23 protein-coding genes are annotated in these 24,669 nt (G+C 33.6%); 8 read left to right on the forward strand and 15 right to left on the reverse strand.

What is annotated here, in order from left to right; all coding sequences use genetic code 11:
* Window positions 1-13: 13 nt before the first annotated feature.
* Together ACQKCJ_RS15240 and ACQKCJ_RS15245 are read right to left on the reverse strand one after the other, a co-directional pair.
* Complete coding sequence (locus tag ACQKCJ_RS15240) at window positions 14-199, reverse strand: CsbD family protein (protein WP_055098382.1); 186 nt, start codon at window positions 197-199, stop codon at window positions 14-16.
* A gap of 106 nt (window positions 200-305) precedes the next feature.
* Window positions 306-782 (reverse strand): Dps family protein, encoded by a 477-nt coding sequence (locus tag ACQKCJ_RS15245; protein ID WP_271335852.1) that lies wholly within the window; start codon window positions 780-782, stop codon window positions 306-308.
* A 162-nt stretch (window positions 783-944) separates the two neighbouring features.
* Between ACQKCJ_RS15245 and ACQKCJ_RS15250 the strand changes: the two genes are divergently transcribed.
* From ACQKCJ_RS15250 to ACQKCJ_RS15260, 3 genes are all read left to right on the forward strand, one after another.
* Window positions 945-3,128 (forward strand): DUF5723 family protein, encoded by a 2,184-nt coding sequence (locus ACQKCJ_RS15250; RefSeq protein ID WP_427402334.1) that lies wholly within the window; start codon window positions 945-947, stop codon window positions 3,126-3,128.
* A 115-nt stretch (window positions 3,129-3,243) separates the two neighbouring features.
* Window positions 3,244-4,071, forward strand: coding sequence for an orotidine-5'-phosphate decarboxylase (gene pyrF, locus ACQKCJ_RS15255; RefSeq protein WP_271335854.1), 828 nt, complete (start codon window positions 3,244-3,246; stop codon window positions 4,069-4,071).
* A gap of 174 nt (window positions 4,072-4,245) precedes the next feature.
* Window positions 4,246-5,046, forward strand: coding sequence for an ABC transporter substrate-binding protein (locus ACQKCJ_RS15260; protein ID WP_427402335.1), 801 nt, complete (start codon window positions 4,246-4,248; stop codon window positions 5,044-5,046).
* 236 nt (window positions 5,047-5,282) lie between these two features.
* Here ACQKCJ_RS15260 and ACQKCJ_RS15265 read toward each other — a convergent pair whose 3' ends face one another.
* Window positions 5,283-6,203 carry a helix-turn-helix domain-containing protein gene (locus ACQKCJ_RS15265; RefSeq protein WP_271335856.1) on the reverse strand — a complete coding sequence of 307 codons (921 nt, stop codon included), beginning with the start codon at window positions 6,201-6,203 and terminating at the stop codon, window positions 5,283-5,285.
* A 216-nt stretch (window positions 6,204-6,419) separates the two neighbouring features.
* Window positions 6,420-7,430 carry an aldo/keto reductase gene (locus ACQKCJ_RS15270; RefSeq protein ID WP_271335857.1) on the reverse strand — a complete coding sequence of 337 codons (1,011 nt, stop codon included), beginning with the start codon at window positions 7,428-7,430 and terminating at the stop codon, window positions 6,420-6,422.
* A 674-nt stretch (window positions 7,431-8,104) separates the two neighbouring features.
* Here ACQKCJ_RS15270 and ACQKCJ_RS15275 point away from each other — a divergent pair.
* Window positions 8,105-9,598 (forward strand): catalase, encoded by a 1,494-nt coding sequence (locus ACQKCJ_RS15275; RefSeq protein WP_271335858.1) that lies wholly within the window; start codon window positions 8,105-8,107, stop codon window positions 9,596-9,598.
* 449 nt (window positions 9,599-10,047) lie between these two features.
* On the opposite strand, the gene purU is transcribed toward ACQKCJ_RS15275, so the two are convergent.
* The 8 genes from purU to ACQKCJ_RS15315 all read right to left on the reverse strand — a co-directional run bounded on the left by purU (window position 10,048) and on the right by ACQKCJ_RS15315 (window position 15,454).
* Window positions 10,048-10,902: a formyltetrahydrofolate deformylase gene (gene purU / locus ACQKCJ_RS15280; RefSeq protein ID WP_271335859.1), complete on the reverse strand. Its 855-nt coding sequence runs from the start codon at window positions 10,900-10,902 to the stop codon at window positions 10,048-10,050.
* Between the two features lie 96 nt (window positions 10,903-10,998).
* A complete protein-coding gene (locus ACQKCJ_RS15285) occupies window positions 10,999-11,721 on the reverse strand; it encodes a DUF4197 domain-containing protein (RefSeq protein WP_271335860.1) in 723 nt (240 codons plus the stop codon).
* Between the two features lie 260 nt (window positions 11,722-11,981).
* On the reverse strand, window positions 11,982-12,182 hold the full coding sequence (locus ACQKCJ_RS15290) for a hypothetical protein (RefSeq protein ID WP_271335861.1): 201 nt from the start codon (window positions 12,180-12,182) through the stop codon (window positions 11,982-11,984).
* A gap of 106 nt (window positions 12,183-12,288) precedes the next feature.
* Window positions 12,289-12,846 carry a hypothetical protein gene (locus ACQKCJ_RS15295; protein WP_271335862.1) on the reverse strand — a complete coding sequence of 186 codons (558 nt, stop codon included), beginning with the start codon at window positions 12,844-12,846 and terminating at the stop codon, window positions 12,289-12,291.
* 25 nt (window positions 12,847-12,871) lie between these two features.
* Window positions 12,872-13,492, reverse strand: a complete 621-nt coding sequence (locus tag ACQKCJ_RS15300) for a hypothetical protein (protein WP_271335863.1) — start codon at window positions 13,490-13,492, stop codon at window positions 12,872-12,874.
* 102 nt (window positions 13,493-13,594) lie between these two features.
* Entirely contained in the window at window positions 13,595-14,017 is a 423-nt protein-coding gene (locus ACQKCJ_RS15305; protein WP_271335864.1) for a cytochrome c oxidase assembly factor Coa1 family protein, read from the reverse strand.
* Between the two features lie 116 nt (window positions 14,018-14,133).
* Entirely contained in the window at window positions 14,134-14,781 is a 648-nt protein-coding gene (locus ACQKCJ_RS15310; RefSeq protein WP_271335865.1) for a hypothetical protein, read from the reverse strand.
* A gap of 109 nt (window positions 14,782-14,890) precedes the next feature.
* Complete coding sequence (locus ACQKCJ_RS15315) at window positions 14,891-15,454, reverse strand: hypothetical protein (protein WP_271335866.1); 564 nt, start codon at window positions 15,452-15,454, stop codon at window positions 14,891-14,893.
* A gap of 213 nt (window positions 15,455-15,667) precedes the next feature.
* On the opposite strand from ACQKCJ_RS15315, the gene ACQKCJ_RS15320 reads away from it, so the two are divergent.
* Window positions 15,668-15,868, forward strand: coding sequence for a hypothetical protein (locus ACQKCJ_RS15320; RefSeq protein WP_271335867.1), 201 nt, complete (start codon window positions 15,668-15,670; stop codon window positions 15,866-15,868).
* Here the strand turns inward: ACQKCJ_RS15320 and ACQKCJ_RS15325 are convergent.
* From ACQKCJ_RS15325 to ACQKCJ_RS15335, 3 genes are all read right to left on the reverse strand, one after another.
* Window positions 15,865-16,170, reverse strand: coding sequence for a hypothetical protein (locus ACQKCJ_RS15325; RefSeq protein ID WP_271335868.1), 306 nt, complete (start codon window positions 16,168-16,170; stop codon window positions 15,865-15,867). The two genes, ACQKCJ_RS15320 and ACQKCJ_RS15325, sit on opposite strands and share 4 nt — an antisense overlap.
* Before the next feature lie 9 nt (window positions 16,171-16,179).
* Window positions 16,180-16,479 carry a hypothetical protein gene (locus ACQKCJ_RS15330; protein WP_271335869.1) on the reverse strand — a complete coding sequence of 100 codons (300 nt, stop codon included), beginning with the start codon at window positions 16,477-16,479 and terminating at the stop codon, window positions 16,180-16,182.
* Window positions 16,480-16,810: 331 nt separating this feature from the next.
* A complete protein-coding gene (locus tag ACQKCJ_RS15335) occupies window positions 16,811-18,382 on the reverse strand; it encodes a L,D-transpeptidase family protein (protein ID WP_427402336.1) in 1,572 nt (523 codons plus the stop codon).
* A 305-nt stretch (window positions 18,383-18,687) separates the two neighbouring features.
* Between ACQKCJ_RS15335 and ACQKCJ_RS15340 the strand changes: the two genes are divergently transcribed.
* The 3 genes from ACQKCJ_RS15340 to ACQKCJ_RS15350 all read left to right on the forward strand — a co-directional run bounded on the left by ACQKCJ_RS15340 (window position 18,688) and on the right by ACQKCJ_RS15350 (window position 24,374).
* Window positions 18,688-22,128, forward strand: coding sequence for a methylmalonyl-CoA mutase family protein (locus tag ACQKCJ_RS15340; RefSeq protein ID WP_271335871.1), 3,441 nt, complete (start codon window positions 18,688-18,690; stop codon window positions 22,126-22,128).
* 328 nt (window positions 22,129-22,456) lie between these two features.
* Complete coding sequence (locus ACQKCJ_RS15345) at window positions 22,457-23,908, forward strand: hypothetical protein (RefSeq protein WP_271335872.1); 1,452 nt, start codon at window positions 22,457-22,459, stop codon at window positions 23,906-23,908.
* On the forward strand, window positions 23,886-24,374 hold the full coding sequence (locus ACQKCJ_RS15350) for a hypothetical protein (protein WP_271335873.1): 489 nt from the start codon (window positions 23,886-23,888) through the stop codon (window positions 24,372-24,374). Before ACQKCJ_RS15345 ends, ACQKCJ_RS15350 begins: the two co-directional genes overlap by 23 nt.
* Window positions 24,375-24,669 lie beyond the last annotated feature (295 nt).

The following is a 24,669-nucleotide window of genomic DNA, read 5'->3' on the forward strand; positions in this document are numbered from 1 at the left end:
GATTTATAAGGTCTTACAAATCTGCAATGATTTTGCGAACCTCATCTTTAGTTTTTCCGAGTTTTTGTTGAAGTTTTCCGTACATTTCGTCTTCTTTTCCTTCATCGTACAACAAATCATCATCAGTAAGATCTGCATATTGTTGTTTCAATTTTCCTTTTAACTCATTCCAGTTACCTTTTATTTCTGTAGTATTCATGATATAGTTTTTTGTATTTATAATATTGTAAAATTCCGAAATCTTCTTTGTTTGCTTGTTATATGAATTTTGAAAAGCGTTTCATAATTCACATTTGATGTTTTTTTTAGACCTGATAACGGCGCAAAACCCAAGCCATTTTTTCGTGTTGTTGAAGCAAACCAGTCACAAAATCAGCAGAACCAATATCATTGTTATTGTCACTCTCAAAAGCCGGAACATATTCTCTAAATTCGGTTACCAATTGTTCATGGTTTTCTAAAAGCTCTCCAAGCATGTGTTTTTGCGAAGCATATTCTTTTGGAGATTCTTTTAGAGTAGAATTTTCGATAAACTCATTCATTGTTCCAATCGTTTTTTCGCCAAGCTGGCTAATGCGTTCAGCAACTTCATCAATATTAGCTTCTAAAATTCGATACTGTTCTTCAAACAATTTATGCAACTCCATAAAACTATTTCCGGAAATATTCCAATGAAATTTTCTCGTTTTTACGTAAAGCGTCATTTCATTAGATAAAATCGTGGCTAATATAGAGGTACTCTTCTTTAAGTTTTCTGGCGTTATTCCGATATGTGGAGTCATAATTGTTTGATTTTATGTTCGTTATCAAAAATAGAATACAACCATTAAATTTTTCTTACATAATTAATACCAGATGTTACATGAATTCAATGTTACGGTAACCTTTGTGTAGATCTAAAAGTGTAGTTTTGCCCCCGAATTTATATAAAAACCAAAATTTTAATGAAAAAAAAATTACTTAGTTTAATACTTATTGCAATTTCATTTTCGGCCACAGCCCAGTCTTATATTGGGTATACGCATGATAATTATGCAGGTGTACAAAGTGTGCTTTTTAATCCGGCTTCTATTGCCGATTCTCGTTTTAAAACTGATGTTAATTTGTTTTCTATAAGCGGCTCAGTAGGAAATGACTTATATGGAGTAAACATTTTTGATACTTATAAGAAAGGATATGATTTTGACAGCCAGTCTAAAATAACGCCAAAAAGTGCCAATAATGGTATTGCTAATTTTGATATTATGGGACCTTCTTTCATGTTCAATATTGCTCCCAAGCATACTATTGCGTTATTTACGCGCGCAAGATCTGTGACTAATCTAAGAAATATAAACGGTAGCCTTGTAGATCAGGTAAAAGACGGTCTGGATAAAGCAAGCGATTTTAATTTTAATGCCGGTAATCCAAACGGAGCTTCAAACACCTGGGCAGAAGTTGGACTTTCGTATGCAACAGTTTTATACCAAAAAGACCAGCATTTTTTAAAAGGAGGTTTAACAGCCAAATATTTGCAGGGTGGTGTAAACGGATATGTAAAAGGCAAGGATGTTAGTGTTGTCTATAATGAAAATACAGTAAATCCTGAACAGGGAACTCTTGTCTCTAACGGACAAATTACTGTGGGAACAAGTCAGGATTTCGAAGCAAAAGAGGATTATGATTTTGACCCAAAGTCAATGGGATTTGGTTTTGATTTTGGATTGGTGTACGAATGGAGACCGGATTATGATCAATATGATTTGAGCAAGGCAAAATCGGCCGACAATAATTTTAGGGATTTAAACAAATACAAATTACGTTTTGGATTATCTGTTACCGATATCGGATCAATTAATTATAAAAATTCAAGAGAGGATGTTTACAATGTAAATGGTACCATCACTCAGGAAATGATTAATGATGCGGGCAATTTCTATGATTTCCTGAATGAGCATTATACTAAAATAGCTTCTATAAAAGGTACAAAAACAAACTTGCCTACAGCACTTCACGCTGATGTAGACTGGAATATGTACAAGAAATTCTACCTGAATCTTAACGGAGATATCAATATGGTTTCTGCCAATAAAATAAATGGTTACGGAATCGCTGATCGTATCACCCTGACACCTCGCTACGAAAGCAGATGGTTCAGTTTTTATGTGCCAATAACGTATATGGAGTATAGCGGAATGCAGGTTGGTTCAGGATTACGCGCTGGAGCTTTCTTTATTGGTTCTGGTTCTATTCTTACCAATTTAGCCTCGAAAGATTCAAAAGCAGCTGATTTTTATCTAGGGATGAAAATTCCGGTTTATGAAAAGAAATTCAAAGATACAGACGGAGACGGAATCATAGATAAAGAAGATGCTTGTAGAAAAGTAGCGGGTCCTGTAGAAAACAACGGATGCCCTTGGCCGGATACAGATAAAGATGGTGTTTTTGATAAAGACGATGCCTGTCCGGATGTTGCTGGTCCTGCAGAGAATAAAGGTTGTCCCTGGAAAGATTCTGACGGAGATACGCTGCTCGATAATGTAGATGCTTGCCCAACAATTGCCGGTCCGGTAGAAAACAAAGGCTGTCCTTGGCCGGATACAGATGGAGATGGCGTTTTAGACAAAGATGATGCTTGCCCAACTATTGCAGGTCCTGCAGAAAATAAAGGTTGCCCGATTTTAGATGCAGATAAAGACGGAGTTCCGGATAATATCGACGAATGTCCGCTAATTGCTGGCCCTGCAGAAAATAAAGGTTGTCCTAAGGTTACAAAAGCTACTCTGGAGAAATTAAAAGTAGAAGCTAAATCGATCTTTTTCGTTACAGGAAAAGCAACGTTAAGCGATGCTAAAAAAGGTGTAACCTCAGGAAGGTTAGACGCGATCAAAGAGATTTTGAAAAATTATCCAAATGCTAAATTTGCGATCAACGGACATACTGATAATGTTGGAAATCCTAAAGCAAACCAGAAATTATCTGAAGCGCGAGCAAAAGTAGTTATGGATGCCTTGATTGCCAAAGGAGTAAATCCGGATAATCTGACTTCGCAAGGTTTTGGAGCAACAAAACCAGTTGCATCTAATAAAACTGCTGCCGGAAGAGCAGAGAACAGAAGAACAGAAATTGTTTATTTAGGTAATTTGTAAGCCTGAATTGAATATAAAACTAAAAAGCCATTCGTAATTGAATGGCTTTTTTTATTTTTGCGTACTTCTAAAATAGAATCCTTTCTAAAGTAGTAGAAGAACTAAAAAAACAAGAATGACAACACAACAACTACACGAACAAATCCTTTTAAAAAAATCATTTTTATGCGTTGGATTAGATCCCGATCTAAGTAAAATTCCATCTCATTTATTAGAAACCGAAGATCCTATTTTCGAATTCAATAAAGCCATAATCGATGCTACACATGATTTGGCTGTGGGATACAAACCCAACACTGCATTTTTTGAAGCTTATGGTATAAAAGGATGGATGTCTTTGCAAAAAACAATCAACTATATCAATGAGAATTTTCCTGAAATTTTCACGATTGCAGATGCAAAACGTGGCGATATAGGAAATACGTCCAGCATGTATGCGAAAGCTTTTTTTGAAGACCTGAATTTTGATAGTGTAACTGTTGCTCCTTATATGGGAAAAGATTCGGTAGAGCCATTTTTGGCTTTCGAAAACAAACATACTATCATGTTAGCACTAACTTCTAACGAAGGTGCTTTTGATTTTCAGACGTTGACAACAAACGGAAAAGAATTATACAAACAGGTTTTAGAAACTTCTAAAACATGGAAAAATAGCCACAATTTAATGTATGTGGTTGGTGCTACAAAAGCCGAATATTTTGCTGATATCAGAAAAATTGTTCCGGATAGCTTCTTATTAGTTCCCGGAATTGGCGCTCAGGGCGGAAGTTTATCTGAAGTTTGCAAATACGGAATGAACGATCAAGTTGGTTTATTAGTAAATTCAGCAAGAGCGATTATCTACGCCTCAAAAGGAACTGACTTTGCCGAAAAAGCAAGAGAAGAAGCATTGAAAGTACAAAAGGAAATGGAAGAAATTATTCGTTTAAACTTTCAGGTTTAAGGTTTTACTTTGAACACAATTTACCACAGAGTTACACAAAGTTTTTCGCAAAGCTTCACAAAGTTTTTTGCTTTATTTTTCTTCGAGTTTCTCTGTGAAAAACTTTGTGTAACTCTGTGGTAGAAAAACACAATCATAAAACTTGAAACAAAGAAAACCTGAAACAAAATTCAAATGAAACAATTATCTGATCAGCTTGGTACTTTACATTCTTTTGAGAAAACCCCTAAACGTATTATTTCTTTAGTGCCTTCTCAAACAGAATTACTGTATGATTTAGGTTTAGAAGAAAAAATCATAGGAATCACCAAGTTTTGTGTACATCCGTATCATTTAAAATCGACTAAGAAAATGGTGGGTGGAACCAAGAAAATCCATTTTGAGAAGATTAAATTGCTTCAGCCTGATATTATTATTTGCAATAAAGAAGAAAACACACAGGAAATCGTCGATCAATTAAGTGCGATTTGTCCGGTTTGGGTAACGAATATTATTACGATAGAAGATAATTTTCAAATGATTTCAGATTTTGGACAACTCTTTAATTGCAGGACAGAATCTCATAAATGGAATGACAAACTGGCTTTCGCTTTAAGCGATTTCAAAAAATATGTTCAGGATATTCCGGTACAGAAAGCAGCTTATTTTATCTGGAAAAATCCGTTTATGGTAGCAGGAAAAGATACTTATATTAATGAATTATTAAAGTTAAATCACTTCTCGAATATCTACGAAGACAAAGGGCGTTATCCTGAAGTCGAAATAAAAAAAATGCGCATTGAAGGTGATCCTGATTTGGTTTTACTTTCATCAGAACCCTATCCTTTTAAAGAAGAAGACGCTTTTGAGATTGGAAGATTTACACATCACGCCAAAACTATTTTTGTAGATGGCGAAATGTTCTCCTGGCACGGGAGTAGATTACTCAAGGCTTTTCCGTATTTTAAAATTCTGCACGAAAGACTGAAAAATTAGTTTCAGGTTTATCTTGTTTCAAGTTTCAGGTTTGCATGACTTAGAACATAATTTTACTGCAAAGTCCGTAAAGTTTTTTACTATTAAGTTTTTATAAAAAAGAGAAGTTCGCAAAGTTTTGTGTTGATTTAGCTTTTCGAACTTTACCTACTTATATATTATCAAATAAACCTTTGCGAACTTTGCGTAAGTCTTTGCGAATCTTTGCGAATAAAATAGGTTTTTTAATTTAAAAATTAATTAAACGAACTTCTGAATTCTAAAGGCGAGACATTGGTTTTGCTTTTAAATAATTTATTGAAAGATTGCGGATATTCAAAACCCAGTTGATACGCCATTTCACTTACGCTTAAAGATGTGGTACTGAGCAATTCTTTTGCTTTTTCGATAATTTTATTATGAATGTGATGTTGTGTACTTTGACCAGTTTGAGAACGTAACATATCACTAAGGTAATTAGGGGAAACATTTAATTCATCAGAGATATAAGCGACAGTTGGCAATCCGAATTGCTGTACTTTATCACTTTCAAAATAGTCACAAAGCAAGGTTTCTAATTTAGTCAAAAGTGTGTTGTTGGCACTTTTTCGGGTGATGAATTGGCGGTTGTAAAAACGATTGCAATAATTAAGAAGCAATTCGATATGCGAAACCATGACGTCCTGACTAAAAGCATCAATAGAGGACGTGTATTCTTGTTCGATGTTTTGCATAATGTTTCTAACCATCGTTTCCTCCTTGTCAGAAAGATGCAAAGCTTCATTTACTGCATACGAGAAGTAGCCGTAATCTTTAATGTTTTTGGCCAAAGGATAGTTTTGGATAAAGTCAGGATGAATCACCAACATGGCTCCATACACAGAAGTGTCAACAGAAACTTCAGTAGAAATAACCTGTCCGGGTGACATAAAAGTCATTACGCCTTCATCAAAATCATAATAATTTTGTCCGTATCGCATTTTTCCGGTAAAACCTTTTTTAATGCAAACCGTATAGAAATCATAAACAACACTTTTTAGATTGTCATCAAAATGGCAGCTTATTTTACTTAAATCGACAAAACTTACTAAAGGATGTTCCGGCTTTGGAATCTTTAGCAGGGAATGCATTTCTGAAATCGAGTGAATAGTATACGGAATATGGGCTTCTTTTTTCATGATAAGAGAGATAGGATATTCAAATAAAATATACAAAGGAAAAGCTATCGTAAAGATAACTTTTCCTAAGAAATTAATGATTTGGTTTTATGATTACTTTCAAACTTTCGGCTTTGCCTGAAATACGCAAACAATAAAATTTACGATAAAAAAATCTTTATAAATCTGCGTTTTCGCTTTAGCGAATCAGTACCATCTGCGCGACATCTCAAAGTATTATTGGTCAACAGAAGCCATATTAGCGGCATCATAACGCATTCCGGTTTCGGTTCCCAGTGGTATGATTTTTTCTAAACGATCCATTTCTTGCTTAGTTAGCGTTGTTTGGGCTGCGGCAATATTCTCTTCGACATATTTTACTCGTTTTGTTCCCGGAATAGGCAGGATATTTTTCGAAACAATCCATGAAATTGCCAATTGAGAAGCTGTTATTTCTTTTTCTTCAGCCATTTTTTTGATTTCATTTACCAATTGAATGTTTTTCTCGAATTGTTGTCCCTGAAAACGAGGTAACGCTTTTCTAAAATCATCATCCGGGAAATCATTAGGGCTTTTAATATCTCCCGAAATAAAACCTCTTCCAAGCGGAGAATAAGCAACAAAACCAATTCCTAATTCTTTAAGGGTTTCTAATATTCCATCATCTTCGGCACTTCTTTCAAATAAAGAATATTCGGTTTGAATAGCAGTTAGAGGATGAACTGCATGGGCTTTGCGAATGGTTTGGGATGAAACTTCAGATAAGCCAATATAACCTACTTTTCCTTCTTTAACCAATTCTGCCATAGCAGCAACAGTTTCTTCGATTGGTGTATTTGGATCAAGTCTGTGCAAATAATACAAATCGATATAATCTGTTCCTAAGTTTTTTAGAGAACGTTCTACCGCTTTCTTTACATAATCTTTTTTACCGTTAAATTTCCAGGTAAGCTGTTCGTTATCGTCAATTTCAAAACCAAATTTAGTAGCAATACTATAAGCGTTTCTATTGCCTTTTATGGCTTTTGCAATTAATCTTTCGTTGTGTAGAGGTCCATACAAATCTGCGGTGTCTAAAAAGTTTCCGCCCAATTCAAGCGAACGGTGAATAGTAGCAATCGCTTCTTTTTCATCGGCCTTACCATAAATGTCAGCACCGGCAATCTGAGTCATTCCCATACAGCCTAAACCAATATTGGGAACAACAAGCCCTTGATTTCCTAATTTTATTTTGTGGATAGTACTCATAATTTCTGTTTTAAGTTTTTAGTTTGAAAATTATAAGACAAAGATCCGTGAGTATTACTTTTATAAAGTATCTAAATCTCTTGTAGTTGTATCCAAAATGAGGAAAGGAAGTTTCAGGTTGTATTCAGACTCGGGTCAGGTTTCAAGTTGTTGGATAGTTTTTTTACCACATTTTTTTACGACAGAGTAACACGAAGATTTCACAGAGTTTCACAAAGCTTTATGTATACTATATTGTATAATAGAAAATACTTTGTGAAACTCTGTGGTAAAACTAAGTTCAAAGTCAAGCAACCTGACCCGAGGCTGAAAGCCGAACAGGCGAAGCAAACAAAGAAAACCTGAAACAAAGAAAACTTGGAGCAAAAAACAAAACTTGCTATAAAAAAAGAATGCCGGCATCTCGAAGACGCCGGCATCATTTAACTAACCAAAACCAAAATAATAAATAACCAGTTTATTACACTACAAAGATCAGATATATATGAACGTTTAGCTGTTAAGGTTTTGTTATTACTTTGTTGAACATAAGTTAAGATTTTAGAATACTTGTTTCTGAGCTTTCTGTAATATTAAATAGTTTTTAATTATTAAAATATAATAACAATCAATTTTGGTTATGAATATCGTATATATAAGTTTGTATATTTGATAAAACATTAAATATCAGCAATATGGATTTAAACAAAAAATTAACAACTGCAACAGGAACTCCCGTTCCGGACAATCAAAATATTCAAACAGCAGGACCTCGTGGACCTGTTTTATTGCAAGATTTTTGGTTTTTAGAAAAAATGGCGCATTTTGACCGCGAAGTAATTCCGGAACGAAGAATGCATGCGAAAGGGTCCGGGGCTTATGGGACTTTTACTGTAACTCATGATATCTCAAAATACACAAGAGCTGATATATTTTCGGAAATTGGAAAGAAAACAGAGATGTTTGCCCGTTTTTCAACAGTTGCAGGTGAAAGAGGTGCCGCTGACGCCGAAAGAGACATTCGTGGTTTTGCTTTGAAATTTTATACAAACGAAGGAAATTGGGATTTGGTAGGTAATAATACACCCGTTTTCTTTTTTCGTGATCCAATGAAGTTTCCAGATTTAAATCACGCTGTAAAACGTGATCCAAGAACTAATTTAAGAAGTGCTGATAACAATTGGGATTTTTGGACTTTATTACCTGAATCTTTACATCAGGTTACAATTGTAATGAGTGATAGGGGAATTCCGAGATCGTACAGACAAATGCACGGATTTGGGAGTCATACTTTTAGTTTCCTGAATGCTCAAAACGAAAGAAATTATGTAAAATTTCACTTTGTATCGCAACAAGGAATTGATAATTTATCTGATGAAGAAGCTGCTGTGTTAGTAGGTGGCGACAGAGAAAGTCATCAAAGAGATTTGTTTGATGCGATAGAAGAAGGTAATTTTCCAAAATGGAAAATGTTCGTTCAAATCATGAGCGAAGAACAAGCATCTACATATCGTTTCCATCCTTTTGATTTGACTAAAGTTTGGTTAAAAGGAGATTTTCCTTTAATTCCTGTTGGAGAGTTCGAATTAAATAAAAATCCTGAAAACTATTTTGCTGAGGTAGAACAAGCTGCTTTTAATCCGGCGCACGTACCTCCCGGAATTAGTTTTTCGCCGGATAAAATGCTGCAGGCGCGTTTGTTTTCTTATGGAGATGCGCATCGTTACCGTTTAGGAGTAAACAATTATCAAATTCCCGTAAACTCATCCAGATGTCCGTATAATACATTTCACAGAGATGGTGCAATGCGTGTAGACGGAAATAATGGAGGACGTAAACATTACGAACCAAATAGTTTTGGAGAATGGCAGGAACAACCTGAATTCAAAGAACCACCATTGGCACTTCATGGCGATGCATATGCGCATAATTTCAGGGATGATGATAACGATTATTTTACTCAGCCAGGTTTATTATTCCGTTTACTAACCGATGAGAAAAAACAATTGTTGTTCAAAAATACCGCCGGACAAGTAGGAGGGGCGCAGAAATTCATTCAGGTACGTCACATCAGAAATTGCTATAAAGCTGATCCGGCATACGGAACAGGAGTTGCAAATGCGCTGGGAATGACCATGGAGGAAGTAAATAATTTTTCTGATCCAAGATTACTAATCGAAGTGAGATAGGTTTTTATAGAGACAACAATCTTTATCAAAGTTTTAAATTTTGACAAAGATTCGGTTTTCTAAATCCTCAACATATTTCAAAAAAATAACCCGATAGATCTTTAAAATTTATCGGGTTTGCTATTTGATATAAATAAATATTTTTATGTAAACTGGACTAAAGTCCAGCCCTACAATATAATTTGTTCCTTCGGAACTATAAAAGCCTTTGACTTTATCTATAGTGTAGGGGGCGGATTCAGTTTGGTTTAATAGTTAGATTTACAGAAAATAAACCAGTGAAAACCAGTGAAAACCAGTCTAAATCTGCCTAATCCGTGGCCAATAATTATAGACAAAGCTTTGCGATCTTCGTAAAATCATCAACATTAAACATAAAAAACTTAGCGGCCTTTGCGTAACTTTTCGCGTATTTTACGGTTAAAAAAAACTTAGAAACTTAGTTGTTACTAAGAAAAAACAACTGTCTTGTTACTATAAACCATTGTCTTACGTTCTGCATGCAGCTTTATAGCGCGAGCCAGAACAATACGTTCCAAATCACGACCTTTCATGATAAAATCATCAACGGAATGTATGTGTGAAACTCTCGCAATATCCTGTTCGATAATCGGACCTTCATCTAATTCTGCCGTAACATAATGACTGGTTGCCCCAATAATTTTCACACCACGTTTAAAAGCGGAGTGATACGGTTTTGCACCTGGAAAAGCAGGTAAAAACGAATGATGAATATTGATGATTTTATTTTCGTAAAGTGCAATCAGTTTAGGTGTAATAATCTGCATATAGCGGGCCAAAACGATAAAGTTAATTTGATATCGCTGTAATAATTCAATTTGTTTGGCTTCGCCTTCTTCCTTAGTTTCTTTTGTAAAAGGTACACAGTGAAACGGAATGTCAAAACGTTCTGCAATCGATCTTAAATCATTATGATTGCTTATAATTACCGGAATTTCAACATTTAGTTCCCCGGCACTGTAACGTCCTAAAATATCGAATAAACAGTGGTCGTATTTAGATACAAACAATGCCATTTTTGGTTTTTGTTCCTGATTGTACAAATCCCAAGACATATTAAAATCAGACGCAATAGTTTTATCAAAATCAGCTTTCAGACCTTCAATTGTTATATTATGATTGGTCAGTTCACATTCTAATCGCATAAAAAATACATTTTGTTCTACATCAACATGTTGGTCGATATAGATTATGTTTCCTTCTACTTTAGCGATAAAAGTCGTCACTGCGGCGATAATTCCTTTTTGGTCTTTGCAGTGAATCAGAATGGTTATTTTTTGCATTTCAAGTTAATAGTTAATCGGTTAATTGTTAATTTGTTTAATCGCTTAAATGCACGACCGGTAATTACGGATAAAACGGTTTAAACGACAAAAAAATTATTTTTTGTCCTGCATTGCAAATACTTTTTGTAGTAAAGGCGTTGTTCTTGCATTAATATTGGTACGAATATCTTTTTCTTCGACAGCAATCATTTTAAAAACACCCGCCAATGCTTGATTCGTTGTATAATCAGTCAAATCAGGATTTACTTTTTTTACCAGAGGAATAGTATTGTATTTATTGATGATATTTTTCCAGACTACATCAGCGCCCACTTTTGCGAAAGAGCTTTTAATTACCGGATTAAATTTTCCGTACAAAGCAGTTGTAGTACCTTTTTGCAGATAACTGGTTGCAGCACTTTCATTTCCTAATAAGATGTTTTTAGCATCTGTAAACGACATGTTTTTTACAGCCGAAACAAAAATTGGAGTAGCTTCTTTTACAGCATCTTCAGCAGCACGATTTAATACTTTAATCCCTTCATCAGCAAGAGATGATAATCCGATTCTGCGCAATGTAGCATCGACTTTTTGCAATTCTTCCGGCATTAATATTTTTACAGCTTCATTTTTATAAAAACCATCCTCGGCAGTCAATTTACTCACTTGTTGTGTAATTCCTTTATTTAAAGCCTCTTTTAATCCAGAAGCAATATCAACTCCGCCAACTCCTGAAAGTTGAGTAGATAATTTTGATAGTTTTTGTGCTAAAGTTTCCTTTACCTGAGCATGGGAAATTAGAGAAAATAGAAGAGATAATATTAAAATCTTTTTCATTAGTAGTTTTTATTAAGTTTCAAAAATACTACTTATTCAAAAACAAAGCCACAATTTTCTTTAGGCAGAACAAACAATTTGTTTTAAAATTAACATTAGTGCTGGCGTCCGTTTTAAACGAGGTTCACTGAACACCAAATAAAATAAATATTAAGTGAAGTGCTCTTATACTTTTTAAAGGAAAAAGCAAAAGGATTTTCAGTTCTATTGGGCTGGATTAGAAGATTTATGTTTCTCATTATATTACGGTTTTTGTATTTTTAAAGTTCTTGTCGAATCATTAAAAAAGCAAATATCACTACAAGTAGGAGTTGGATAACATAACCCGACCAAATGTTTCTTTTTTCGAATTGTAATATAAATTGGTCCTTTAATTTTCCTTTGAAACCTTTTATGATCCAAAAGAAAAAACCACCAATCCAAAGAGAAGTTAGTTGGGCAGCGATTAGCTCTTTTGCCATAATTTTGATCTAATTAATTTTGCAAGGTTTTGTGATCTTTTATCTCCGGAATGAGATAAATTACGTTTGAAATAACTTAGAATCTTAGCCACTCAGAACCTTAAAATTACGGCCAATACATCCTGACATTATAATTCCAATACATTTTGCTTGAGATATAAGTAGGTTGAAACTCTCTTATGGGCAGATTATTATGATCGAATAATTCTACCCTTATAATTTTTTCGCTGGTATCATCCTTTAAATCAATGTTTCCTTCTTCAGCATCAATGAGTTTCTTTTTCTTTAAGTATAAAGCTGGCTTTTCAATAATAAACGTTATTCCGGCTTCATTTTTTGATTCTCTTTCTCCTGCTAAATTGCCATTAATATCAAATGTTTCAATTCGCTGTAAATAATCATTTTTATAATAAAAAAGCTGATAAACAACGCCGCCATGTTGTATTTGTAATTTTTGATTCATTACCCTAAAACGTAGTATTTGTTTTTTAGCATTTGTAAATTCAATCGGGCCATTACCTTCTTTATTAATATAATTAGATAAAATCCGGACAGGTTTTGAGAATTGTTTTATACTGTTTGTGTAGGCATGATACTGAGCGTCAGATTGTGCAGTTGCGCAAATACATTGCAGAAAACTAAGATATAACAAAAATAATTTCATTTGTTTTTGGTCAGTAAATACAGTTTTAGTTATACTCGCCATTAATGTTTTTACGGTTTATTTGTTTAATTCCGGTTTTTGTAAAAGAATAAGTTGATTCTTCTTGCCATCTCCATATTTTTTGTTTTTCAGAATCTTCACCAATTGCACTGTAAAGAATTTTGATGGTATCCTTAGTAGTAATCATTTTAATTTCGGAAAAACGATCCTGAATTTTTGATGAGGATTCTGTTTTTTGACAATATTGCAGTCTTGCCAAAACTTTTTGATCTTCGCTAAACCATTTTTTCAAAAATGATACATGTTTTTCAGAGCATTGATAACCTAAATTTAGCGCCGAGAGAAATTTACATTTTAAATTACTTTCATCTGCTTTTTTTTCTCCATCCCAATAACATTCATTACTAACATCAGTTGCAATGTATCCTAAGGCTGCGCGTTGCGGCTCTGTTAATGTTTTAATATAATTCGTATTAAGCTGGAGACTACCGTTTTGGTCTAACCACAATATTTTTATATAAATATCCTGATTGTCATTCTCTGCAGAGGATTGGTTTACTGTTTTATGAATTATGGTATTTGTTTGAGAAAATACTGAGGGATAAAAATTTAAAAAAAATAATAAAGCTATTAGGCGGATATTCATGATTGGAAATTTGTTGCCTATAAAGATACTATATCTGGTTTTATTTTATCAATAAAAAAGGCAGATACCTAATTAAAGAAATCTGCCTGAATTTTTATGTAATTATTTTTTGAGTAAATCAATTTCCTCTTTTGTATTTTGAATAACAACCGTCATTTCGCTATACTTCCAGGTACCTTTTTTTTCAGCAACAACAAATAAAGTCGCTTTTCCTTTAGGTCCTTTGATCGGAATTTGTAAATCACAATTTCCGCTGTCGCCGTTTGCTGTATTAATACTGCCCGAAGTCATTCCGTCATCTTCAATGGGACTTCCCAGTTTTTCAATTACCACTTTGTTCTTTTGTGCTTTGGTCATTGCTTCTTTATAAGCATCAGAATTTGTCATCATTGAGGTAACTCCAAAGAAAATACTGACTATAAACAGTACAAAAATCAACAATAGGCTTACGCATCCTGTTGGTACAAACCATTTCCAGTTTCTCTCCCACCAACTTTTTCTTACTTCAACATAATCGTCTTCCATAAATAAATTTTATTTTAGATTCAGGTTTAAAGATAGAAAGATACTGTTAATTAAGATTTAAATACAAATGATTTTTAGATTGAAAATCAAGATAATTCTATTTAAACGAATTTTAATTACTTCACGGCGGCATAACTATTAGTAAACAAACGGCCTTGTCCAATTTCTATCAAAGTGGTATGTGGATCGCCATAATCATCAGACATAATCGATGCCATTTGTACATCTTTGATTCCTTTAATCTGATTGTTTTGTATGTCAAGTTCTCCGGATAAAATAATCAGATTTTGGTATTTTGCGATATAAGAGCCTCTGTCTAGTTCGCCATTGCTATGCAGCAGGATTGAGAATTTATTGCCTTCACCAGATATAAAAGAACCTTTTCCTTCCCATATTTCATTTGTAGAGTCATTAGTGTAAATAGTAAGATTTTTGAAATCAACACTTAATTTGGCTGTATTTTGGTTGGATAATGTAAGTGTTGATGTACCAAGAGTGACACCTAACAATGCATCAGTAAAATTAGACATAGTACAGCGAAAGGGATCAATTTTATAAATGCCTTCTACGTTAGGAGGAGTCGAACCTTTGTGAATGGTTATACCAAGTTGGTTGATTGATTTTTGCATTGCTGCATCAACATAATAATCGTACGAATTTTGTTTAGGAATAGTAGTTTCGTCATTGTCAGAATCATTAGAAGAACAAGCTGTTAAGCCTAAAACAATAAAGAATAAAAATGATTTAATGGTTGTGATTTTCATGGTTTAAAAGGTTTTGTTATTAATATTTTTGAGAAAGAACTCGATGTTAAACTGATTATTTTGAAAAGGAATCGCAATTTATATGCTGTTTCTTTTATTATGATAATATTTATAATAAATCGGAATGTTTGTTTCTTTTGTTCCCAATATGATAAATGGTATTTCCTGTAATGGCGTCAATCTCGAATTTTTCTTCAATTACTCCATGTGGAGTAAATTCGCATGGCATACTAATAGAATACTTCATTGTTTGAGAGTTTCTGGATAAAAATGTCACCTGAGTATTGTTTTTAATTTGTTCTTTTTCATCCATCAAGTCTATTTGGTATTCGTTTTTCATTTTGTTTACCAAGTCCTGCCAGCTAAATTTATAAGGCTCATCATTATTGATTTCTTTTATAAGTTCCTGTTCATCATCGTATTCTCTTTGAAAACCAATAATACAATCATAAAAACTTTCTATTTCTTTTATTAGAGTCAACGTTTTTTTATGATACATAAATCTCTGTTTTATAGGTGTATTTAAGTAAATAATCGTTTGTTGATAAGAGTCTTTATGTTCTGTAAGGAAAATTTCAATAGTATCGCCATTAGTATTTTTAGTAATATATCGGCAGTAGGTATTGTTATCTTTTTTATGTTTTTCAAATGCTTCTAAATCGAATTTTCTCATTTTGGGTGTTTTTTTAACAATTGCAATTTTTCCTTTTTTAAATAATATTCCGGGTGCATGACTTGTTCTTTATTCGAAAAAAAATAAAAGTCTATTTAGCAAAATAGTCGGCTCATCAGAACTATGTAATAAATCGCTACTAAAAAGAAAGCGATATTAAATACTAATGAGAGCCAACCTAATACTTGTTTTTTATTTAGAAATAGTGCTATTATGGTTAATAAAGATGAAACGGTAAGCGGAACGATAGAATTGGTCAATATTGCTATTTTGCTAAAATATTCAAATCCGGTTGGTGCGATCAATACCAACAATACCAAAACAGCAATTATACTTATTGAAATTGTACTTAGAATTTTTGCTTTTTTATGTTTGTCTTGCATTTTAATTATTGTTTTATTGTATAAAGTTTAGCGAGTTCCAGCTCCCAGCGGAAGATCTCCTAAGCCCGCAAATAAATAAATTGACATTATAAATGGTATTAGAACTAATATTAATATTATCCATCCCAGAATTTGTTTTTTGTTTAGGCTAACCGCTATTATGGATAATAGCAATGCTGATAAAAGAAGAAGAGGATATATACAAGCTGCACTAATAGGATTTATATCTACATTGTCAGATTCTATTACTATATAGCTAAATATCATCGTGCTAATTAATAATACCAGAGAGATCAGACTTAAGATTAGGGCAATTTTTTTGTTATTTTTCATCTTCAAAAATTAGTTTGTTCCGGCTCCAAATGGTAATCCTAAAAAGACCGATAAAGAAATAATCGATATCGCAAGCAGTACAATCGTTATTACTAAAATAACCCACCAGGTTTTTTGTTTTTTATTGCGGTATATCGCTATAATCGAAAAAAGTAATATTGCTAAAAAAATATAAGGAGAGATAAGAAGTATGCTCATTATATTTAAGCCCTGAGCGCTGGAAGGAACTACCATCGAAGATATGATCCATACCAAGAGGATAATAAGCAGTAAAGAAATTATAACTTTTATAATCTTTGATGTCTTCATTAAAAATCCATTTAATTAAAATTGACTGGTAATCGTAAGATATTTTTGTCTTGAAAAAGCAATCTTAGTTTCATTATCAATTTATAGTGCAAAAGTCTTTTTAATTACTAAGTATTATTATCAATAAAAGTTTTTAAAATAATAATTTAGGGTATTTTTTTATTTTTACAGATGACGCTCAGGGAAGTAAGTTTTTTTGATAGATATAATTTTAAGACTAAATTCGATTCTGATTTTATCTTAGAAAATATAAAGCTGAAATATAAATGACATAAAAAAAGTGACTTGCTTCAAAAAAGAAACAAGCCACTTAATATTTTAAATTATGTTGTTAGTTAGCCACCACTTCTGACTGAGGTAAAAGAGTTTTACTTAAATCACTATCTCTTTCATAAACATCCTGATAGAAACCAATTTCTCCATTTTCATTTACCAATGAAGTAAAGTAAGTGATGTAAATAGGCACTTTTTTAGATAATTTAAAACTGTTTTCTGTTTTACCTTCCATAGCTTTATCAATTTTGTCGGGAGTCCATTCCGGATAATCTTTAAGCATTGCAATCGCTAGTTCTTTTGCCATTTTTACATTGATACAACCATGGCTGAAAGTTCTTTTCTCGAAATCGAACAATGTTTTAGACGGTGTATCATGCATATAAATATCATCTGGATTTGGAAACATAAATTTTACCAATCCCAGAGAATTATCAGGTCCCGGTTTTTGTCTTACCTGACCATTTACTATTTCCATATTTTTATCTGCAAGATAATTTTTATCTGCAGCAATTTTACCTTTCAATTCATTGTTTACAATACTTTGCGGAACAGTCCAGTAAGGACTAAAAACGATTCTGTCAATTTCACCGTTAAAAATGGTTGTTTTAGTCAATGGCGCGCCAACAAATACACTTGAGGTCAATTGTACCTTTCCGTTTTTAACATAAATTAATTCATACGACGGAACATTTACCAAAACATACTCATCGCTGGCAGCAATCTGAGCCGAAATAGCGCGACATCTTTCCATATTAAGTTTTAGCGTCTCCATTTTATCAGAAAGCGGTACGTTCATTTCCTTGATATGTTCCTCTGCTAAAATATAGTTAGGTTTAAAACCATTACGAACTTTATATTTCATTACGGCATCCATCAATTCACGATCATAAACATCGCTTTTAGAGTTAGTTTTTAAATCTCCTAATAAGTACAAACGGGTTCTAACCTGTGCAATTGTTTTCGAAACGGCATCCGGACGTAAATCTTTATAATGTGTTTCTTCCGGAACAATAGGTTTCCATTTATTAGAACGTTCCATTTTTTTATATTTTTTTAGAACGTCCTGCAATTTATAATACTGATCATATTCTACTTTAGCATCTACAGTTGTTGTTGAAGCAGTTGCTTCTTCGATCGTGCTGTAATTTAAAAAATCTTTCAACATAGCATCATAGGACACTTTTTTCTTAGAGTCTGAATTTGTTTTTTTTGCATAAGCAACATATAAAGAACTCAAAAGCATATCTGCATCCGTTTTTGATAGTTTTGATTCTGATGAAGAAAAAAGCGCGTCAATTTCATTTTGATAAGGAATAGCTAAATCATTCGTTTTTTTTGCTTTCTCATATAATACAGATCCAAATTCGTTAATGTCATCTTCATCGAACCATATAGTTCCCAAAGTTCTGTTTTTGTATAATGACATTACATCAGATTTATATTTTTTTAAATCCGAATATCTTTTAAAGAAATCATTCGAAAGTGCGTCTACATCAGAATCTGAGTTGTAAATGGTTGCAATAGTTGAAGTTTTTTTGTGTAAAAGGATTTCGTTTTCAGATGTCTTAAAAGAAGATACAAAAAAACTCAAGCTTAAAATTAGGGCGATTGGATATAATGTTTTCATTTTTTTAAATTTTTACGTTTACTATTTAATGTAAAAGTTTTAGGTAAAAATTTGGGGCTTTTCTACCCTGCTAAATTACTTTATGATGCTGGAAAACAAGTTGTTGTATTCTGTTTAAATTTTTCAAGATTACCATGTTATCAAAAAATCTATAATACTTGTATAGGATATATACGATAACGATTGAAATAGTTACACGTATAGATTAAAAAAACATTTATTTTTTTGTTAACATAAAGCTATAACAATAACCAAATATTAAAATATTTTGTAAATTGCTCCCTTAAAATTATCATATTCATAAAATGGAGCAACAAATACCATATATTCCTAAAAATAAAGTAAGAATTGTTACAGCAGCATCTCTTTTTGACGGCCATGACGCAGCGATCAATATCATGCGTCGTATTATTCAGTCAACCGGAGTCGAAGTGATACATCTGGGTCACGATCGAAGTGTCGAAGAAGTGGTAAATACCGCTATTCAGGAAGATGCAAATGCCATTGCAATGACTTCATACCAAGGAGGTCACAATGAATACTTTAAATATATGTATGACTTGCTTCAGGAAAAAGGAGCGGGACATATTAAGATTTTTGGCGGTGGAGGCGGTGTAATCCTGCCAAGCGAAATTGCTGAATTACAGGATTATGGTATTACCAGAATTTATTCTCCTGATGATGGTCGTTCTTTAGGTTTACAAGGAATGATCAACGATTTGGTAGAACGTTCAGATTATCCTATTGGGGATAAACTAAACGGAGAAATCGATCACATCGAAAACAAAATTCCAACCGCCATTGCACGATTAATTTCGGCAGCGGAGAATTTCCCTGAGATTGCAAAACCTGTTTTTGATAAAATACATACCAGCAATACCAACTCTAAAATTCCGGTTCTTGGAATTACCGGAACTGGTGGAGCAGGAAAATCATCTTTGGTAGATGAATTGGTTCGTCGATTTTTGATTGATTTCCCGGAGAAAACTATCGGATTGATTTCTGTCGATCCTTCGAAACGTAAAACGGGCGGAGCACTTTTAGGAGACAGAATTAGAATGAATGCCATAAATAATCCTCGCGTTTATATGCGTTCATTGGCAACACGTCAATCAAACCTGGCTTTGTCAAAATATGTAGCCGAAGCGATTCAGGTTCTAAAAGCAGCAAAATATGATTTGATTATCTTGGAAACTTCAGGAATTGGGCAATCAGATACTGAGATTATGGATCATTCTGATGTATCCTTATATGTAATGACGCCAGAATTTGGAGCAGCAACACAATTGGAGAAAATCGACATGCTTGATTTTGCTGATTTAGTAGCGTTGAATAAGTTTGACAAAAGAGGCGCACTTGACGCAATTCGCGACGTTAAAAAACAATACCAAAGAAACCATAATTTATGGGATAAAAATCCTGACGAAATGCCGGTATTTGGAACCATTGCTTCACAGTTTAACGATCCGGGAATGAACACGCTTTATAAAGCGATCATGGATAAGATTGTCGAAAAAACAGATTCTGAATTAAAATCGACTTTTGAGATCACACGCGAAATGAGCGAGAAAATCTTCGTGATTCCACCACACAGAACCCGTTATTTATCTGAAATTGCAGAGAGTAACAGATCGTATGACGAAAGTGCACTTTCGCAACAAAAAGTAGCGCAGAAACTATACGGAATCTTTAAAACCATAGAATCGGTTTCAGGAAAAGTTCCGCAAATCAATAAAGCAGGAATCGATGACGATAGTGTCATCCTGAGTGCAGCGCAAGGACTTGACGAAAATAGAATCTTTCTTAACCTTTTACTGAATCAATTTGATAAAGTAAAAATGGACTTAGATCCCTACAATTGGGAAATTATCCTGAATTGGGACGAGAAAGTAAACAAATACAAAAATCCGGTTTACACGTTTAAAGTTCGTGATAAAGAAATTAAAATCGCGACACATACAGAGAGTTTATCACATTTACAGATTCCTAAAATAGCTTTGCCTAAATACGAAGCGTGGGGTGATATCCTGCGTTGGAATTTGCAGGAAAATGTTCCGGGAGAATTTCCTTTTGCTTCAGGATTGTATCCTTTTAAACGTGAAGGCGAAGATCCGTCAAGAATGTTTGCAGGCGAGGGTGGACCGGAAAGAACCAACAAACGTTTTCATTATGTGAGCGCAGGATTGCCGGCAAAACGACTTTCGACAGCTTTTGATAGTGTGACTTTATACGGAAATGATCCGGATATTCGTCCTGATATTTACGGAAAAATTGGAAATGCAGGAGTTTCGATCTGTTGTCTTGATGATGCCAAAAAGCTATACTCAGGTTTCGATTTGGTTCATGCTTTGACATCGGTAAGTATGACCATAAATGGGCCTGCGCCAATGTTGTTGGGATTCTTTATGAATGCGGCGATCGATCAGCAATGCGAATATTATATCAAAGCGAACGAACTTGAAAAAGAAGTTGAAGCTAAAATCAACAAAATATACAAAGAAAGCGGATTAGAACGCCCTAAATATCAAGGCGATTTACCAGAAGGAAACAATGGTTTAGGATTAATGCTTTTGGGAGTTACCGGAGATCAGGTTTTGCCTCAGGAAATGTATAATGATATTAAAGCCAAAACATTATCGCAAGTTCGTGGTACGGTTCAGGCCGATATTCTAAAAGAAGATCAGGCGCAAAACACCTGTATTTTCTCCACCGAATTTGCATTGAGATTAATGGGTGATGTTCAGGAATATTTTATTACCAAAAACGTTCGTAATTTCTATTCGGTTTCGATTTCAGGATATCATATTGCCGAGGCAGGAGCGAACCCAATTACACAATTGGCATTCACGCTTTCTAATGGTTTCACTTACGTAGAATATTATTTGAGCCGCGGCATGAGCATCAACGATTTTGGACCTAATTTATCGTTCTTCTTCTCGAACGGAGTAGATCCTGAATATTCGGTTATTGGTCGTGTGGCACGTAAAATCTGGGCAAAAGCCATGAAAAACAAATACGGGGCCAACGAAAGAGCACAAATGCTAAAGTATCATATTCAGACTTCGGGACGTTCGTTGCACGCGCAGGAAATTGATTTTAATGATATCAGAACCACTTTGCAGGCTTTGTATGCGATTTACGACAACTGTAATTCATTGCACACAAATGCTTATGATGAAGCAATTACAACACCAACCGAAGAATCTGTGCGTCGTGCGATGGCAATTCAGTTGATTATTAATAAAGAATTAGGTCTGGCGAAAAACGAAAACCCAATTCAGGGATCTTTCATAATCGAAGAATTGACGGATTTGGTAGAAGCGGCAGTTCTGCAAGAATTCGACCGAATCACAGAACGTGGAGGTGTTCTTGGTGCAATGGAAACGATGTACCAGCGTTCTAAAATTCAGGAAGAAAGTTTGTATTACGAAACCCTGAAACACAACGGAGATTTCCCAATTGTGGGTGTCAACACGTTCCTGAGTTCAAAAGGTTCTCCAACGGTAATTCCGGCAGAAGTAATTCGCGCCACCGAAGAAGAAAAACAATATCAGATTACGATGCTCGATAACTTGCACCAGTTTCACGAAGCAAAAGTAAACGAGCATCTTAACAAATTACAAGAAGCAGCCATTAAAAACGAAAACTTATTCGACCATTTAATGGAAGCTACAAAGGTTTGTTCTTTGGGTCAAATTACTTCGGCATTGTTTGAAGTAGGCGGGCAGTATAGAAGGAATATGTAGAAATTTTAGATTTATGGAAAAACCTCTCAGATAATGGGAGGTTTTTTTTGTGCTTGAAAATGAAAAAACTAATAAATGTCCTATTCTGTTATTTGTTTAACGTATTGCAGTCATTGAATGCTTTTTTTTGATTTTAATTTACTAGATCGACTTTATTAGGGATTAAAAATCAAGTATTTAAAAAATATGTAGTTTGATACTGTACAAGATATTACCTCTGATGCAGGATCCAAAGGTTACAAATGATATTGGTGTACAGCCGTAATGATTAAAATAGGCGTCCTTTAAAACAAACTAATACAGTAGTTTACAGTAGCAGAAAAAATAATTGCCAACTAAGGCGAGTATTCAAATTTTATTAAATATGGAAGAAGGCGGAAATATCATTCGTAACGTATTTGGAAGGTCTTATAAAGAAGCAGAGTCTATTATAATACATGCCTCTGAAGGAGACTTGAACTTCATTTCTCCAAAAGGGATAAATTTTTATGGAAAAAACGGAGGGAAAAAGTTTGGAAATTTTGTAGCAAGAGAAGAAGTAGCAACAACCACAAATAAAATAGACAAAGTTAAAGAAATTGAGCTTTTAACTGTTTTAGATAAAGGTTCTAAAAACGATAATAACATTAACAGTACTACATTTCAAGACGGAATGGTTTTTGGGAAGGCGTATCATTTTAAAGTAAAAAGTTATGTTCAAAATCCTCCTGCAAATATTGCTGACATTAAATGGATGTTGAAATACCATAGCCCATCTCAAAATAAATGGTTGGAAATCCCTCTTTCTGTAAAAGGAGATTCTGTAATAATCACAATGAATGACAAAGATATGTGTGGACGTTTTATTTATCTTCGTGCCTATATACAAGATCCAGAGAGCGAAGGGGAATATAAACAGTGGAAACACAATCGTTTTCTATGGTTTGACAGAACAAAAGTTCACAAACAAATAATGGATCGTATTAAAGATCCTTGGAAAATTAATCAGGGAAATAGCTCTCTATGCGGTATGGCGGCCTTATATTATGCAATGGCTAAGAAAGATGCAAGTGCTTACGAAAAACTTGCAAAAGAGCTTTTTAGAACAGGAGAATATCATATTGGGAGTTATGTGCTAAAACCGCACGATAAAGCTTTAAGCATGTACGAAACAAATCCGTCAGATCGTAATTATAAAGCAATGAAAATGCCAGACATAGACTGGATTGTTCTTGCCACAACAAGAAGCAAAGAAAGTCTAAATAGTCAATTTGTTTACAATGGCTTTGAAAATGGTGACATAGACATGATGAAAGGTATAAGCTGGCCTGAGATGCTAACGAGAATGTGTAAGGAAGTTGCCGGTTTTAGTTCTGTTGAAGCAATTGATTTAGGTTTGCTGGAAATTGCTGAAAAAAAAGGAATATCTGCAAAATTATATGATGCTCTTGGTGATATTGATATTATGCATCTTAAAAATATTGTTCGAAAGTATAAACAAGGACATACTATTTTGATGATGATCGACAGTAGTATGATTGATGATGAACCGGGTTATAATCTAAAGGATTTGACAACAGACTCCCACTGGGTTGTTTATGAAGGGGGATTAAATTTTATTGATGTAGGAGAAAGCAAGTTTGTTGGTTTTAAAATTTATACTTGGGGGTATGATACTGTTAATCAAATTGATGAATTTAAAAAGCCTTCTCCGTCTAGTAAGATTTTAATTCATGCACATCAGAGAATCAAGATTGAATCTTTTAAATCCAATTATTATGGGTACATTGAAGTATTTTAGTTACTTATCTTTTATTTTGTTATTTATAAGTTGCAATGAATATAATGACGAACGCCACTCTTTCAATACAATTTTGCTTCAGCAATGGAATTTTTCTAATTGTCCTAAAAAAATTATTTTTGAAAAATATTTAAAAAATTCAAATTTTAAAAATATAATTGAGAAAGATTCTAGTTTTAATATTATTTGCGATTCTATAAATAAGCAAATAATTATTAGTCCATATGAACCTTATATCGACAAGATTAACTATGACATAAAATTAATCATTGATGATGATATAGAGTATGAAATTAAGGATATTAAGAGTAAGTTAGATACGAGTTTTTATAGTTTTTCAGTGGGGCGTAAATATTATATAAATTACAGTATTTATTCTATGACCGTAAATGGGAATAAATCAATTCAAAATAATGACGTAAATATTGTCATATCTGCTAATGATGGTACGATTAAAAAAAAATAATTCATTATCATTGAGAGTGACCCAATTATAATCTAAAGGATTTGACAACAGACTCCCACTGGGTTGTTTATGAAGGGGGATTAAATTTTATTGATGTAGGAGATAATAAATTTGTAGGTTTTAAAATTTACACTTGGGGCTATGATCCTATGAAGCAAGTTGATGAAAAAGGGAATCCGGATCTCCCGCTAGCGCGAGCGCAATGTCATTAAGTTAAGGTGTTAATATTCTTTATTTCAATAAATTAAGATGTTTTTAATTTGTTAGTTTATAGTAATTTTCTTATATTTAAGCT

Origin of the sequence: Flavobacterium sp. NPDC079362 (assembly GCF_050267765.1) — a bacterium.
GTDB lineage: Bacteria > Bacteroidota > Bacteroidia > Flavobacteriales > Flavobacteriaceae > Flavobacterium > Flavobacterium azizsancarii.